Source organism: Actinoallomurus acanthiterrae (assembly GCF_054775715.1).
The window spans coordinates 4363373-4378313 of record NZ_BAAHCO010000001.1 but is presented as its reverse complement, the minus strand read 5'-3'; the positions used below and the strand labels follow the sequence as shown (position 1 = coordinate 4378313).

Sequence of the window (14941 nt, the reverse complement as noted above, 5' to 3'; positions counted from 1 at the left end):
GATACGGTCAGCCCGAATGCCGATTTGTCGGTGGACGTAACAAACTCGCTCTACGCTTAGGAGGCCATACCGGTCAGGCAGGGATGGAGACCACTTTCGTGGATGAACAGGTCGACCCGTCGTCACTCGGCATCGACACCGGCAAGCCGAGCGTCGCGCGGATGTACGACTACTACCTGGACGGTAAGGACAACTACCAGGTGGACCGGGACGCCGTGGAGCGGGTCGCCCAGGCGATGCCGGAGATCCGGCAGCTCGCCCGGGAGAACCGCGCCTTCCTGCGGCGCGCGGTCCGGTACATGGCCCGGCAGGGGATCCGGCAGTTCATCGACATCGGCTCCGGACTGCCCACCGCGGGCAACACCCACGAGGTCGCCCAGCAGATCGCGCCCGACTCCCGGGTCGTCTACGTCGACAACGACCCGGTCGTGCTGGTGCACGGCCGCGCCCTCCTCGCCCGCGACGACAACACCGCCGTGGCGACCGCCGACATGCGCGAGCCCGCCTCGGTGCTGGAGCACCCGAACACCACCAAACTGATCGACTTCAGCAAGCCGGTCGGCGTCCTCCTGATCGCCATGGTGCACTTCCTCACTGAGGAGGAGCGGCCGTCCGTCATGGGCGCGCTGCGGGACGCCCTGCCGTCCGGCAGCCACATCACGTTCACCCACGTCACCCGGGACGGCCAGTCGGCCGCCGCGGTCGACCAGATCGAGAGGGTGTACGCGACCACGCCGACACCCATCTACTTCCGCGAGCACGCGCAGATCGCGCGTTTCGTCGACGGGTACGACCTCGTCGACCCCGGGCTGGTCACCATCGACGCCTGGCACCCCGACCCCGCGGACCCGGCCCCGGAGGCCACCCGCTGGCTGTACGGAGGCGTCGGCCGCAAGCCGTAACCCGACCGGCGCCTCCGGGCCTCGGCCGCAAGCCGTAACCTCGACAGGCGCTTCCGGGCCTCAAGCCGTGGCCCGACCGGCTCAGGCCGGGCCGGTCTCCGATTCCTTCCGCTGCCATTTGATCTTGACTTCGAGCTGGCCCTCGAGACCGCTCTTGGCGATCACCGCGGTGCCCTCGACGCTGAGTTTCACGCCGAAGGAGATTTCGACCTCGTCCGGCGGCACCGCCATGCCCTGAAATCTCCGCAGGGCCGCCGACGCCGCGTCGCGGACGCCGACCAGCGAATCCTCGAACGACGCCTTCGCCTTGGCGAAGGCGTCACCGCGCCGGGAAAGGCGCTCCAGGCCGGGGTCGTCGGCGGTGACCTCGACGAGCACCGAGGTCCCCTCTTCGTCGAGGTCGAAGCGCACCCACTCTGACATTGTCCGGCTCCGTTTCCGTTTCAGGGCGTCCGCGGCACGCAGGAGACCTTCAGCCATTCATCAGGCGTCGTCCGCTGCGTCAGTGTTCGTTGCTGGTCCAGCTCGGTGAGCAGGTCGTGGAGGCGGCCCGGGTCGGCCAGGTACTGCAGCGCCGCGCCGTTGAACGCGTCGCTCATCGCCTGCGGCATGAGGTCCGCGGCGTCGGGGCACACCGCGCCGGCGCCGCGCATGATCTCGGCGATGCGGGTCGCGATCCGGTCACCGCCGTGGACGCTCGGCGGAACCTGGTCGTTCACCGAGAAGGCGCTGCCGTAGTCGATCGCGGGCCAGATGCGCTGCGCCTCGCTCGACGCCAGGTACCGGATGAGTTTGCGCGCCCCCGACGTGTCGTTGAACATCCCGGCGAGGTCGGCGGAGACCTCCACCGGCTGCCTCTGCGCGCCGCTCCCGGAGAACCGCGGGAACGGGAAGAAGTCGTAGTCCTTCTCGGCCTGCGGGATCCCGCCGCCCGCCTTCTTGTCCTGCCGGTAGTTCCCGACGATGAATGAGGGCTGGTGTTCGATGAGGCATCCCGGCGGGTCGCCGAACATCGCCTGGCCGGCGTCGCCGAAGTCCGTCAGCATCGCCGCCTTCGTACCTCCGCGGACGAGATTCCGCCCTGTGACGATCTGCCCCCAGGTGGTCCAGGCGCGATCGACCTCGTTCGACGTCCACGGAAGGGTTCCGGCGGCGAACTCCTGGTAGGCGGCGACGCCGGACTGGTGCAGCAGGATGTCCTCGACCCAGTCCGTCCCGGGCCAGCCGGAGGAAGGGGTGTCTCCCATGCCCATGCACCACGGGGTGGTCCCGCGGTCGGCGAGGGCGCGGCTGTCGGCGACCAGGTCGTTCCAGGTCGCGGGCGGCCAGTTCGAGATCCCCGGCGTCGCGTTCGAGAGCCGAGCGGGGTCGTACCAGATCATGCTCTTGAAGTTCACCTTCATCGGGACCATGTAGGTCTTGCCGCCCGTCGGCCGTAGCCATTCCGGGGCGTACTCCTTCTTCTCCTGCGCGGTGAGCACGCCGTCCAGCGGGCGGAGGTCGCCGCTGCGGGCGTACTGGGTCAGCAGCCCGATGCTCGGCAGGATCGCGACGTCGGGCGGGGTGCCGCGTTGCAGGTTGGACAGGAGCGCGTCATTCGGAGCGCGGGTGCCCCGGTAGGTGACGTGGATGCCGGTCTTGTCGGTGAAGGCGTCCAGCACCTGCCGGAACGCCTTCTCTTCGGCACCCGTCCACGTCGCCAGGACCGAGACCTCGCCGCCCGAGTGCAGGGATCCGCAGCCGGTGAACACCGACAGTCCGATGAGGATCGCGGCGAGCAGCCGCACCATGGGTCGTGTCATCGTCGCTGGTACCTGTACTCGTTGATGCGCGGATAGAGACCGGCGGCCACGGCCGCGCCGGCGAGCAGGGCCAGACAGGCGATCCAGAGCCAGCCGACGCCTCCGGACGCGGCGGCGGCCAACCGGTCGTTGACCCGCTTGCCATCGGTGGACGCGGGCATGCCGCCGCCGGTCCCGGCGTCGCCGGACGAGCCGCTCAGCGCCTGCGTGACCGTCGGGCCGCACTTGGTCAGATCGCCGCACTCACCGGCGAGCAGCGTCCGCAGTGCTCCCTGTCCGGTACGGTCGGCCGCCCGTGTCCCGGCCTGCCGGGCCGCCACCACGTCCCGGGCGGTGTGCGTCGCATGGACGAGCTGATGCCGGGAGACCAGGCTGAGCGACGTGAGCACCGTCAGGGCGACCGCTGGCACGACGGCACAGACGACTCCGAGGTTCAGGGTCCGGCGGAAGCGCCGGAGCAGGAACACGTGGGTCACCGCCAGCAGCGTGAACAGCGCGAGCAGCGGAACGACCCACACGGCCACCGCCCAGCCGCTCATCGCACCGGATGCGAGCTGGTCGTGCAGCGCCGACTCCTCCTGACCCCGCATGGTGCCGAGCACGGCCAGGATCCCGTTCGGCTCCTCGTGGAGGAGACGCGAGGCGTTCCAGAGATAGGTCGCGCCGAGAGTGCCGTTCCGCTGCCGGTAGTGGGTCTCGGCCTGCCCGATCATGTCGGTGTAGACGACGAGTAGCCCCTGGGCCAGTTGGAGGTTACGGCTGCCGTCGTCGCCGGCCGCGTTGTCCTCGGCCGCCTGGTTGAGGTTCAGGCTCGCGATCTCGATCTCGTTCTCGAAGTCCTTCCCGGCCGGCAGGGTGGTGAGCCGCGCCTCGCCGGGAACGCCGGCGACGGCCGCCTGGTCGGCCTTGGCCAGTGCCTCCTGCGCGTTGGAGATCTCCAGGATCGCGGGCACCGTCTTGGCGCGTACGGCGGACACGGTGGCGTGCACACCCTGGGACACCCAGACCGAGGAGACGAGTACGGCGGCGGTGGCGATGAGCAGGCCGGCCCGCAGCCGCACGAGGGTTCTGCGCGTCGTGCTCTTGGGCTGCGGCCGCGCCGCACGCGCGGACCCTTCCGCGCGCCGGGGCCGCCGGGTCGGCGTCTCAGGGGACGTGCTCGGGAGGCTCACCGGGCGTCCAACTTTTCCCCGCACTTGGGGCAGTAGGCGGTATCGGGGGGTACGATCCGGCCGCACTCGCAGGTGAGTCCGACCGCCACCCGCCGGTCTCCGTCCGCACCGGAGCCGGCGGAGGCGGAGCCGGCTGACGCGGGGCTCCTGCTCCAGTGATGGGTGCCGAGGCGGGCGCTCTCCAGGTCGAAGGGGCTGATCTCCTTCTTCACCCGCACGATTCCGTTCGCGGCGTCGACGATGTCCACGAGGTGTTCCAGCCGGCGCAGGTTCTTCTCGTTGTTCAGCTCCCACGCGAGCTTGACGGCGCGGCCCAGGTCCCGGGCCGCCCGTTCGAGGTCGCCGGACTCATACGCGTCGATCCCGGCGTTCACCATGTCCCGGAGGACCCCGTGCTCGGTGAAGTGGCCGACCTTCGGGTCGATCCGCGACGAGAGGAGCGCGTCGGTCGTCCATCGCGCGAGAACCAGCCCGGGTGTCCCGTGCCGTACCGGCTCCGCCCCGCCCGCCCAGTCGATCTCCAGGTCGACCTGGGCCAGCCGGATGTCCCGCTCCATCCGGCGCCCGGCCGGATTCGCGCCGACGCACAGGTGGTAGTCCCGGCTGTCGTCGCCCCAGGAACCGGTGGAGAAGCTCACGGTCCGGTCGTCGACGACGTTCTTCTGCTCCATGAGCTCACGCTCGGTCGGCTGGACCTGCTTCATCAGGCGCACGTCCGCGTCCGGCAGCGTCCGTACGACGACGCGCACGTCGGACACGGCCTTGCCCATCGCCGTCCGGGTCATCTCCCGGAAGTCGGCTTCGAGTTCGGAACCGTCGCGTACGGCGTCGGCCGCGCCGCCGAGGCGATCGACGATGAGCAGCGCCTTCGTCCGACGCCCAGCCGTCGCCGATGCCCCGGGCATCGCAGGAGAACCGTCCCTCGCAGGCGGTCAGCGCGGCGTCGAGGTCGGCCCGGCGTTCGCTCTCGTCGCGGCCGTCGGTCAGCAGGATGACGTGCCGGATCGTCGCCGGCCGGGTGTCGAACAGCGCGCGGGCACGGGTCAGCCAGGTTCCGATCGCCGTTCCACCGTGGTCGGTCATCCGGGTCACGGCCCTCTTGGCCGCGGCCCTGGTCTCCGGTGTGGCGACGGCGAGTTCGGCCCGCGGCGGATACACCATCTCGGCCCGGTGGGTGCCGGCCACGATCGCGAAGAGTGCCCCGTCACGGAGCGCGTCGATGGCGGCGGCGCTCGCCCGCCGCGCCGCGGCGATCTTGGTTCTGGGGTGATCCCCGGCGGTCCCGATCCTCGTGTCGCTCGTGCGCGTCGCGGCGGGCGTCCTGGTGATGCGTTCGGCCATCGAGCCGGAGGAGTCGACGAGGATGACCTCGGCGACCGTCGGCGTGTAGGCGCCGAGGCCCTCGGCCGTGACCGTCAGGATGACGTGCATCTCGTCGCCATCCGGAGGCAGGCAGGGGTTCTGGCTGACCTCCAGGGTGAAGGCGGATGTCGCGTTCATCGGCTGCTCCCCCTCATAGCCACGTCTTCGGGCGGACCTCATTGGCGAGGTCGATCAGGACACCGCGGTCGTCGGCGTTTCCGGCCTGCTCGGCCAGTGCGTGGTACGACCCTTCGAGCAGGACGCGGTGCCGCGTCTCGTCGGCGCCGACGCTGTCGGGCGCGATCCGGGCCAGGTCCGCCGCCTCCTCCCGTCGCGTGGGCATCAGCTCGAGCACCGTCTCCCGGATGGCGGCGGTGAGCCTGGCACGCGCCGGACCGTTGTCGTCCTCTCCGGCGAGATGGAGCTCGGGCAGCCGGCGGACCGCCTCCTGGAGGTCTGCCGCCCCGGGAAGCCCCGCCCGCTTCGCCCCGCGAAGCCCTGCCTGCTCCGCTTCGGGGGGCCCTGCCTGCTCCGCGCCGGCCGGGAGGGGCTCGGAGAGGATGCGGACCGCGGCGATCCGGGCCGCGAAGTAGTGCCGGGAGGTCATGGGCACCTTGTCGAGGATCTCGACCGCTCCCGCCCGGTCGGCTCGGCCGAGCCGGATGCGCGCGAGGCCGAAGGCCGCGCCGGCCTGCGAGCGGTCCCGGCGCCATACGGCGCGGTAAAAGGCTTCGGCGTCCGGCAGTCGTCCACGATGCTCGGCGCAGAAGCCCAGGGCCAGCTTCGGCGCGTCCTCGCCCGGCAGAGCGGCGTACACCGCGTCGAACTCCCGCTCGGCCGCCGCCACGTCGTTCACCGCCAGCGCGTGCAGCCCGCGGTGCCAGGCCATCCGCCAGTCGTACGCCGCGGCGGCGCCGAGCAGCCGGCCCGCTTCCGCGAGGAACCCCGACGCGCCGCCGACGTCGCCCGCCTGAATGCGTGCCCGGCATACGGAGAACTCGTTCTCGACCTTGTCATCGACCGGGTCGGACTCGGCGGTCCGGTACGGATCGGCCGCTCCGGCATTCAGCGGAGAATCGGCCGCGCCATAGGCCGGCTCGCTCCGCGGCTCGGGGAGTCCGGCCGCGACCGCCGGCGGATTCGGCCTGCCGTCGTTCCGTCCCCTGGCCTGACCGGGTTCGGTCCAGCGCTCCAGCGGAGGCACCGCCCCGAGCCCGGCGTCGAGGAGCGCGGCGGTCGGCGCGAAGATCGAAGAGGGCACGGGGCGCTGTTGTCCGTCCCGCAGCGAGAGGATCTCCCGGAGGACCCCCCGCAGCTGCTCGGCCATCTCCGCCGCCGACCCGAAACGCCGCTCGAAGACGCGATCGGTCGCACGGTCCAGAACGCGCCGGAAGGACCTGGCGCCGAAAGCGGGCAGATCGCCGCTTGCCACGAACAGGGCCTGCAGGGTCTTGCCCACGGCGTACAGGTCGGACCGTACGGTCAGCCCGTGCTCACTTCGCTCCGCGGCGGCGACCAGGAAGTCCTCGTGTCCGACGATCGGGGCCTTCCTGTCGTCGATCCAGCGGACGGCGCCGAGGTCGATGAGCTTGATCCGCTCCTGGGTGTCGATGACGTTGTCCGGCTTCAGGTCGCAGTAGAGCAGACCGCGGCGATCCGAGTCCCGGTCGGCGAACTCGTGGAGATAGCCGAGCGCGGAGAGGATCTCGAGACCGTAGTCGATCAGCCGTTCCACGGAGATTCCGTCCTCGATGGCGATCTTGTGGAGCGGAGCACCGTTGACGTACTCCATCACGATGTAGCCGGTCTCCTCACCGGTCTGCCGATCGGGATGGGTGACGAAGTTGAAGATGCGGACGATGTTGGGATGGTCGAGCGCCCTGAGGAAGCGGCGTTCCTCGACCGCCATGGCCGCCGCCTCTTCGTCATGGACGTTGATCAGCCCTTTGAGGGCCACCCAGGCTTCCAAACGTGTGTCTCTCGCCAGGTAGACCCACCCGAGCCCGCCGTGGGCCAGGCAGCCCTCCACCCGGTACTGGCCGCCGACCAGCTCACCGGGCTCGAGCTTCGGGCTGAAGGAGTACGGCGTGCGGCACCTCGGGCAGTACCCCTCGATGAGGCTGGGCTGGTCGGCGTACGAGCCCCCGATCCAGCCGGTGCAGCCGGGAACTCCGCAGCGGCGCGCGTGTTCGGGCGGCCTCGGATCGCGCTGGACCTGGCTCCGCGGGTCGATCGACTCGCGGCTGATCGGCGAGAGGCGCCGGCTGAACCCACGGGGTGCGGACGCGTTCGGCCGTTCCGTCGTGGGGGCCGCGCTCCCGTCCTCCGCGGGGAGTCCGCAGTCGTCGCAGAACCCGTCCTTGTCGATGGGACCGCCGCAGTCACGGCACTTCATGCCCGCCCTCCCCGCTGCAGTCACGGCACTTCATGCCCGCCCTCCCCGCTGCAGTCACGGCACTTCATGCCCGTCCTCCCCGCCTCCGTCCGCGCGTTCGCGCCGGACCGCGTCTCCGTACCGCCGGACCGCGGCCTCGGCCTCTGTCAGGTCGCACGGCCGCTGCTCCCAGAGAAGGCGGCGTGCGCGGTCGTAGAGCTCCCCGAGCTCGATGTTCTCGGCGAGACCCCTGCCGCCGGCCTTCGCCTTGATCGCCTCGAGCCGCCCCCGGAGCTCCCGTCTCTTCGCGAGGGCCTCGCGGAGGATCCGCCGGTAGTCGTGGACGTACGCCGACGCGTGGTCGGCGATCCGGAGGAGATCGAGCAGTTCGCGTACCGTCCAGCCGTCGTCCGGCCCCTGATGTCCCAGCCGCGCCAGCCGCAGCGCGACCGCGCGATCCGGTGGGTCCGGGACGCCGGCGACGCGTGGCGCGACGCCCGTCCAGAGCTTCGCCGCCTCCCGCTCCTCGGTGGCGAGTCGGGCCGTCCCCACGATCAGCCGGTCGAGAAGCCCCTGCGTGCGTCGGCGTTCGTCGGCGGCCGCGTCGGACTCGAGGACGCGGGCCCGGTCGAGGGCGGGTGAGGACGCGTGATGGAAGACGAGAAGCAGGCAGGATCCCTGCTTGGCCAGAGAGCTCAGCAGGCCGTCGACCAGCGGGACGGGTTCGGCGGCGTCGTCGATGCCGTACACCACGAGCTTCATCGGCCGGACGCCCCTGCGCACCCGGTCGACGCCGCCGGTCCGGATGCCGAGCCGGTCGAGAACGCACCGCGCGACGTCCTCGACGGTCTTGCCGGACGCTCCGACGGCGAGGTCGAGACCGCCGACCGGGGGAACCGCGCCGTCCGGCGCCTCGGCCAGCAGTTCGTCGGCCGGCCGCTGTTCACGGTCGGAGGACACCATCACGCTGCGCAGCGTCTGGAAACGCTCCGACTCCCAGCCGCCGGTGATGATCACTCGGACGTTGTTCGGCGCCGCGAGCCAGTCGGTGATCTCCCGGGCGAACGTGACGTCCCGTACGCGCGGATCGGAGTCCCGCGCCATCTCCCGATCGACCGCGGTCGCGCCCTCCGTCCACTCGTCCAGTTCCGGCAGATACCGCGCGATCGTCTCGACCGGGATCATGTAGGAGACCTCGGTCGCCTCGTCCTTGAACCCGGCGGCCACGATGCCGACGACGTCCTCTTCGCCCTCGGTTTCGGCGCGGTACATGACGGGCGCGCCGCTGAATCCCTTCGACGGCGGCTCCGGTCTCCCTCCGATCAGCTGCGCCCATTCGTTCCGGGGGCCGACACCGCCGCCCGCGACCGTCATGTCCACCACCCACAGGCCGTCTTTCTTGTGCGGGTGGCGCGGGAAGCCCTTCGCACGCACCTGACCGCCCGCGGTGGGCGGAACCCGGCGCAATCGGGCGCTGTAGCGCTCGGGCTGATCCTGTTCGAGCAGGAGGAGGGCGACGTCCCTTTCGTACGTGTCACGGCTCGGGACCCAGCGCTCGACCTTGCCCGTCGTCTCCGTCCGCCGGGTGAGAAACTCCACGGTGAAGTCCTGGTCAGGGATGGCTTGGCCCGCGCCGAGGACGTGCGCGCAGGTGAGCAGGCGCTGCGGGCCCACCAGCACCCCGGCCCCCAGGATCGTGCCGTCCCCGTCGCGGATGCGCGCGTGCCACGGATCCTCGGGATCACGTTTTATGGTGATCAACTCCCGTCGCCCAGCCAAGGAGAAGCCCGCGATCCACGATATTTTCGAACGCGGCCGACAAGACTTCAAAGCCCCGTATTTTGTGTGATATCTAAGGCGCACGTCACGTGCGATATTCCCCTGAGCATTTCCCGGGTTCCGGATGATAACCGCCGGAATGAGCGGCACTCGCCCTCGCGCGATACCGGCTGATCAGAAAATGCGAATTCGGCCCGACATAAATGAGATCCGCAGCGAATCTCACCAGCGCTATTAATCCACCACTAAAGATGTGGCCGTATACGGCCAGCGGCGGCGATACGGTCAGCGGCGGCGGGCGTTCGTACGGCGGGTCGGCTCGGCGGTGGCCGGGTCCTCCGGCCAGGGGTGGCGTGGGTAGCGTCCGCGCAGCTCCGCACGGACGTTCCGGTAACCCTCGCGCCAGAACGACGCCAGGTCGGCGGTGACCGCGGCGGGCCGCCCCGCGGGCGACAGCAGGTGCACCACGAGGGGAACGCCCGCGACGCGCGGCGTCTCGGTCCACCCGAACAGCTCCTGCAGCTTCGCGGCGAGCACCGGCTGCTCGCCGGAGTAGTCGATCCGGATCCGCGACCCGCTCGGCACGGCGATCCGTTCGGGGGCGACCTCGTCGAGCCGGGCGGCGCACTCCCACGGCAGCAGTCCGCGCAGCAGCGCGGTCACGTCCGCGCGTTCGAGGTCGGCCCGCCGCCGCGCGCCGCCGGCCGCGAGGGCGAGGGACTCGAGCAGCGCCTCGTCGTCCATCGCCGGCCACGGCGGGCCGAGGACGCGATGGCAGAACGCCAGCCGGGCGCGCAGCGCCTCCGCCTCGCGGGACCAGGTGAGCAGGCCGAGCCCCTCCCGGCGCAGGCCCTCGCGCAGGGCCGCCCGGACGAGCTCGGGGTCGGGGTCCGGCAGCGGCACGGCCGACAGCTCGATCGCGCCGAGGCGCTCGACGCGACGGGCGACGACGTCGCCCCGCCAGACGACCTCGTCCTCGGCCGTGACGCCCACGGCCGCCCGGGCCGCGTCCTCGTCGATCGGGACGGCCTGGCGGATCCGCGCGGCCGGAGCGCCCGCGGGCCGGTCGGCGACGGCGATCGCCAGCCACTCGGAGCCGCCGAGCGCGGAACCCTTGGAAGGCTCGGCCGCAGTGCCGGACGCCATCAGGTATCCGCCGCCGCGGGCCCGGGCGACCCGCTCGGGAAACGCGAGGGCAACGACAACGCCCGCCGTCGTCTCGTCGTCCGGCCCCGCCTCCGGAGCATCCGGGATCGCGCGCCGCAGCCGGCGTGCCTCGTCGCGCCACCGCGGGTCGCCTCGCAGGCCGCGCCACTGCCGTACCAGGTCCTCGTCGGTCCGCTGCTGGTCGGCCAGCACCGCCACGACCTCGGCCGCACGCGTACCGACGCGCTCGGCGCCGTCGAGGAGCGCGCGGGCCAGCCTGGGGTGGACGCCGATGCGGGCCATCCTCCGGCCGCGTTCGGTGGCGCGACCGGTGTCGTCGACGGCACCGACCGCCCGCAGGGTCTCGCGGGCGGCACGCATCGCGGCGGGCGGTGGGGCGTCCAGCAGCGCCAGGCCGGCGGCATCCGGATCGCCCCAGCAGGCCGCCTCCAGCGCGAACCCGGTCAGGTCGGCCAGCGCGATCTCCGGCCGGGGACGCTCGGGGAGCCGCTGGTGCTCGGCCTCGGTCCAGCACCGGTACACCGTTCCCGGCGCCTCGCGCCCGGCACGCCCGGCGCGCTGGTCGGCGGCGGCCCGCGACGCGCGTACGGTCGTCAGCGCGCCCAGCCCGCGCGCGTGGTCGGTGCGCGGCTCCCGCGACAACCCGGCGTCCACGACGACACGCACGCCCGGCACGGTGAGGCTCGACTCGGCGACCGAGGTGGCCAGCACGACACGCCGCCCGCCCTCCGGCCCGCGCAGCACCTCCTCCTGCACGGCTGCGGGCGCGCGGCCGTGCAGCCGCAGTACGTGGAGGTCACCGAGAGCGCGTGCGACCCGGTCGATCTCGGCCACACCGGGCAGGAAGCACAGTACGTCCCCGTCCCGCTCAGCCATCGCCCGGCGGACCGTCGAGGCCACGTGGTCGAGCAGCGCCGGGTCGACGGCCAGGCCGTGCGGCGGGCGTACGGGACGGGACGGGGGCGCCCAGACCACCTCGACCGGATGCATGGCACCGTCCGCGCTGACGACCGGCGCGCCGCCCATGAGCTCCGCCCACGGCCCGGTGTCGGCGGTCGCCGACGCGGCGACCAGCCCCAGATCGGGACGCAGCGTCGTACGGACGTCGAGGAGGAACGCGAACGCGGTGTCAGCGTCCAGGTGACGCTCGTGGCACTCGTCGAGGATGACGACGTCGGCGCGCACATCGGGGTCGTGCTGCAGACGCCGCAGCAGCACGCCGGTGGTGACGACCTCGACCGCACTGCCCGGCCGCCGCTCACCGCGAATGGCATAGCCGACGCGTTCACCGACGGACTCGCCGAGCATCCACGCCATCCGGCGTGCGGCGGCCCGCGCCGCAAGCCGCCGCGGCTCGGCCACGATCACCCTCCGCCCGGTCTCGGCGAGGGCGAGCGGCACGAGCGTGGTCTTCCCGGTCCCCGGCGGCGCGGCCAACACGGCGGTCCCGACAGAGTCGAGCGCGTCACGCAACGCGGGAATCGCGACGGACACGGGCAGGTCGGACGAACGCACCCCACCAGTCTGACCGCTCCCAGCCTCTGCGGCGCCGAGCCGGGCCGCCATCGCGCCGAATACGGTCAGGCTGGAATGCCCACTCGGGTCGCGAATGCGCGTAGGCCGGGGAGTGCCCCACGCCGGTCGGCGCGCAGCAGGTGCTGGGTCATTCGGCGGACCGGCGGCCGGTAACGAACCTCAGCGGGCGCGGCGCGTTCGGCGGCTAGCAGCGCGCGGTAGCAGGCTTCTGGCTTTCCCCACTGATGCCAGGAACGCGCGACGTCGATCCAGTACCGCCCGCGACGCTCGGCAGTGGGTATCACGGTCGGATTGAGAGTCTTCGCGTGGGCGATGGCAGTGCCGTTGTCGCCAAGGACCTGGGCGATACTGATCTGATACAGGGTCACGTTCGTGGGCCCGAACGCGGTATGCCGATGGTTGGCATCATGCCCGAGTCTCACAGCCGCGGTCTGGGCGGCTGCGATGAGTTCACCGGCCTCCGCGCGGTTGCCGTCGACGGCGGCAGTGTATGCGGCGACCTGCAGCAGCGTTCCATACATCGACAGCTGCTCAGGGCTCGCGCCGGCGCTGGCAGCGATATCGTCGGCGGCCTCGACCAGCAGAGATCGAGCTCGACCCGGACGGCCGGTTCGACGCATCACGGTGGCCACGCTTCGGCGGGCATCGGCAAGGACAAGCGCGTCGCCGGAGTTTTCGGCGGCTTGAGCCGCTCGGTCGGCGGTCGCCCAGGCGAGCTCGTCGTCATTCAGCTTCACCATGAAGCCAGAGGCGACGATATATGCGTCAGCGAGCAGCGCATCGGCCACGAGCCGCTCCTCACCGTCCAGATGACCGCGCGTCGCGCTCGCAGAGGCGATCAGCTGCGGCAGTTCTGCGTTCAGCTGGTCATAGCGCGCAGCTTGAAAGAGTCCACGCACTCGGGTGGTAGCGGTGCGCAGCGTCGTCAGCGAAACCGGCTCGGCATCGGCGGGGCCATGCCCGTACAGCAGATTTTCGAGCCCATCGGTCGAATGCGGTCTCTGAGCCGCCCGAGATGTGCCCGGTAGTCCGAGTACACTGATCGCTGCCAGGCCAGCGGCACCAGTGAAAAGCTCTCGACGTCGCACCGGGTCGTCACCGTCCTCCCAATCGGGCTCGGCGACCACAGTAGGCGCAAGCGCAACGCCGGTCACGCATTCAGTCGTATTGGGAAGCAGACCGAAAGTCTGCGGGGGTAAGGCCAGAGCGTCGGCGAACCGGCGTAACACCGTCGTATCGGTGAAGGACGCGAGACCGCGTTCATAGCGGGAGACCTGCGATGCCGAGTACCCGGTCCTGCGGCCGAGTTCAGCGAGTGTCAGGCCCCGGGCGTGGCGAGTAATCCGCACAATCGCGCCAGCGTCTCGGCGAGCATGTGGGTTCATCGGCTGCTCCACGCACGAATAGTCCCCGGTCTCACGGTAACCGCGACCGACATCGTCGGCCAGACCCTTTGCATGCCACGCAAATCATCGCCACACCATGCAAAGACGCCTTCTACGTCACCCGGTACTGGCGTGTCATGGCAGCACATCGTTCCCGACCACGAGGGAGACCCTCATGGCGACCGCAGCACCGGCCCGAACCCACGAGCAGACCGACACGAAGCGGGACCCACGATCCTTCGTCACACCGCAGATCTGGGACCGGCAGATCGCGCTCCTCATCCGAGACCACCCCTTCGACAAGGTCATGGCCGAGCGCCTGTTCGGGCAGGCCGTCGCCTATCTGATCACCGCGATGGAGAAGTTCGGTCAGCACCTGGAGATCGGATGCGGGGAACTGGTCGACACGGCCGTCCACGCCTTCATTCTTGACACGGTCAACTACCGGGAGTTCTGCAACAAGTACTTCGACGGGAAGTTCCTCGAACACGTCCCGGAGATCGACCGCAAGTACGACGGGTCGGTCGAGCGCACCGCGCACGTCATCGCGGCCAACGGGTTCGAGATCGACTGGCCTCTGTGGGAGGCCGACTTCAGCAAGTGCACGCCCTGCTACCCCGGCAGCGACTGTCACTGACCAAATCTGGAGACAGGGCCGGAGCCGGAAGGCTCCGGCCCTTCCCGCATTGATCGACGCAAACCCCTGAACCCCGGTCGGCGGCCAGCGAGAGTCGTTACCGTGACGCGGGTCCTCGTCACCTTCGTCGCAAGGCTCTCATGGCCACCATCAACGACTACGCCGATTACTGGGACCGTTACGCCGTCGGCGTCGCCGCAGAAGAACCCGAAGACGCACTCAAGCACGCATTCGGCTGGACCCAGTACGAAGGGCACGGCCCTGGCGAGGAACTGCTTGGCGAGCCCGCCACCGCGTTGGAGCTCGGCTCCGGCCGCGGCAACGCGGTCGCGGCACTCGCCACCAAAGGCATCGACGCCACCGGAATCGACATCTCACCCATCCAATGCGAGCAGGCGAAACGCCGCTGGAGTCACCTGTCCAGCGCCCGGTTCGTACACGGTGACGTCCTGGACTACCTCGCCGGCACCGACCAGCGCTGGGACGCGATCTACTCGATCTGGGGTGCGCTGTGGTTCACCGACCCCGAGCAACTGCTCCCTCTGGTCTTGGAGCGCCTCGCGCCCGGCGGGAAGCTGACGTTCTCGCACGCACCGGCCGTCCCGGGCGGCTACGGCGTCCAGGGCATCTACGCGGCGGGCTTCACCGGGCGACAGGTGTGGGCCTACCGCTGGGCGTATGAGCCTGCCACCTGGGCCGGACTCCTCCACCAGCACGGCTTCACGAACATCCACGCCCAGGTCGCCCCGGCACCCAACCTTGATCACGTCGGCACCCTCATCGTCGAAGCCGAACGCCCAGGCCAGTAGTCGTCGGCGCATCTAC

Annotated in this window: 12 protein-coding genes; 3 read left to right on the top strand and 9 right to left on the bottom strand. The window is 70.8% G+C overall.

The window, feature by feature from the left end:
* Positions 1 to 98: 98 nt before the first annotated feature.
* Positions 99 to 902, top strand: coding sequence for an SAM-dependent methyltransferase (locus ACYVF7_RS21190; protein WP_460343191.1), 804 nt, complete (start codon positions 99 to 101; stop codon positions 900 to 902).
* Between the two features lie 81 nt (positions 903 to 983).
* Here ACYVF7_RS21190 and ACYVF7_RS21185 read toward each other — a convergent pair whose 3' ends face one another.
* The 9 genes from ACYVF7_RS21185 to ACYVF7_RS21145 form a co-directional block, all read right to left on the bottom strand.
* Positions 984 to 1325 carry a CU044_2847 family protein gene (locus ACYVF7_RS21185; protein WP_460343188.1) on the bottom strand — a complete coding sequence of 114 codons (342 nt, stop codon included), beginning with the start codon at positions 1323 to 1325 and terminating at the stop codon, positions 984 to 986.
* A 20-nt stretch (positions 1326 to 1345) separates the two neighbouring features.
* Positions 1346 to 2704, bottom strand: a complete 1359-nt coding sequence (locus ACYVF7_RS21180; RefSeq protein WP_460343185.1) for an ABC transporter substrate-binding protein — start codon at positions 2702 to 2704, stop codon at positions 1346 to 1348.
* The gene (locus ACYVF7_RS21175; RefSeq protein ID WP_460343182.1) at positions 2701 to 3876 is read right to left on the bottom strand and encodes a hypothetical protein; all 1176 of its coding nucleotides are present in this window, start codon (positions 3874 to 3876) and stop codon (positions 2701 to 2703) included. Before ACYVF7_RS21175 ends, ACYVF7_RS21180 begins: the two co-directional genes overlap by 4 nt.
* Positions 3873 to 4634 carry a hypothetical protein gene (locus ACYVF7_RS21170; protein ID WP_460343179.1) on the bottom strand — a complete coding sequence of 254 codons (762 nt, stop codon included), beginning with the start codon at positions 4632 to 4634 and terminating at the stop codon, positions 3873 to 3875. Before ACYVF7_RS21170 ends, ACYVF7_RS21175 begins: the two co-directional genes overlap by 4 nt.
* Entirely contained in the window at positions 4552 to 5376 is an 825-nt protein-coding gene (locus tag ACYVF7_RS21165; protein WP_460343177.1) for a VWA domain-containing protein, read from the bottom strand. Before ACYVF7_RS21165 ends, ACYVF7_RS21170 begins: the two co-directional genes overlap by 83 nt.
* 13 nt (positions 5377 to 5389) lie before the next feature.
* Complete coding sequence (locus ACYVF7_RS21160) at positions 5390 to 7633, bottom strand: serine/threonine-protein kinase (RefSeq protein ID WP_460343174.1); 2244 nt, start codon at positions 7631 to 7633, stop codon at positions 5390 to 5392.
* A 54-nt stretch (positions 7634 to 7687) separates the two neighbouring features.
* On the bottom strand, positions 7688 to 9373 hold the full coding sequence (locus ACYVF7_RS21155; protein WP_460343171.1) for a S1 family peptidase: 1686 nt from the start codon (positions 9371 to 9373) through the stop codon (positions 7688 to 7690).
* Positions 9374 to 9676: 303 nt separating this feature from the next.
* Complete coding sequence (gene hrpB, locus ACYVF7_RS21150; RefSeq protein ID WP_460343168.1) at positions 9677 to 12073, bottom strand: ATP-dependent helicase HrpB; 2397 nt, start codon at positions 12071 to 12073, stop codon at positions 9677 to 9679.
* Positions 12074 to 12138: 65 nt separating this feature from the next.
* Entirely contained in the window at positions 12139 to 13491 is a 1353-nt protein-coding gene (locus ACYVF7_RS21145; protein WP_460343165.1) for a helix-turn-helix domain-containing protein, read from the bottom strand.
* A 163-nt stretch (positions 13492 to 13654) separates the two neighbouring features.
* Between ACYVF7_RS21145 and ACYVF7_RS21140 the strand changes: the two genes are divergently transcribed.
* Positions 13655 to 14116: a glycine-rich domain-containing protein gene (locus ACYVF7_RS21140; RefSeq protein ID WP_460343162.1), complete on the top strand. Its 462-nt coding sequence runs from the start codon at positions 13655 to 13657 to the stop codon at positions 14114 to 14116.
* Between the two features lie 140 nt (positions 14117 to 14256).
* Positions 14257 to 14925, top strand: a complete 669-nt coding sequence (locus tag ACYVF7_RS21135; RefSeq protein ID WP_460343159.1) for a class I SAM-dependent methyltransferase — start codon at positions 14257 to 14259, stop codon at positions 14923 to 14925.
* The last annotated feature ends 16 nt before the right edge of the window (positions 14926 to 14941 follow it).

Bases quoted from the DNA above. Each gene is read 5' to 3' on its own strand.
- ACYVF7_RS21185 (WP_460343188.1), bottom strand. From the start codon at position 1,325: ATGTCAGAGTGGGTGCGCTTCGACCTCGACGAAGAGGGGACCTCGGTG.
- ACYVF7_RS21180 (WP_460343185.1), bottom strand. From the start codon at position 2,704: ATGACACGACCCATGGTGCGGCTGCTCGCCGCGATCCTCATCGGACTG.
- ACYVF7_RS21165 (WP_460343177.1), bottom strand. From the start codon at position 5,376: ATGAACGCGACATCCGCCTTCACCCTGGAGGTCAGCCAGAACCCCTGC.
- ACYVF7_RS21160 (WP_460343174.1), bottom strand. From the start codon at position 7,633: ATGAAGTGCCGTGACTGCGGCGGTCCCATCGACAAGGACGGGTTCTGC.
- ACYVF7_RS21140 (WP_460343162.1), top strand. From the start codon at position 13,655: ATGGCGACCGCAGCACCGGCCCGAACCCACGAGCAGACCGACACGAAG.
- ACYVF7_RS21135 (WP_460343159.1), top strand. From the start codon at position 14,257: ATGGCCACCATCAACGACTACGCCGATTACTGGGACCGTTACGCCGTC.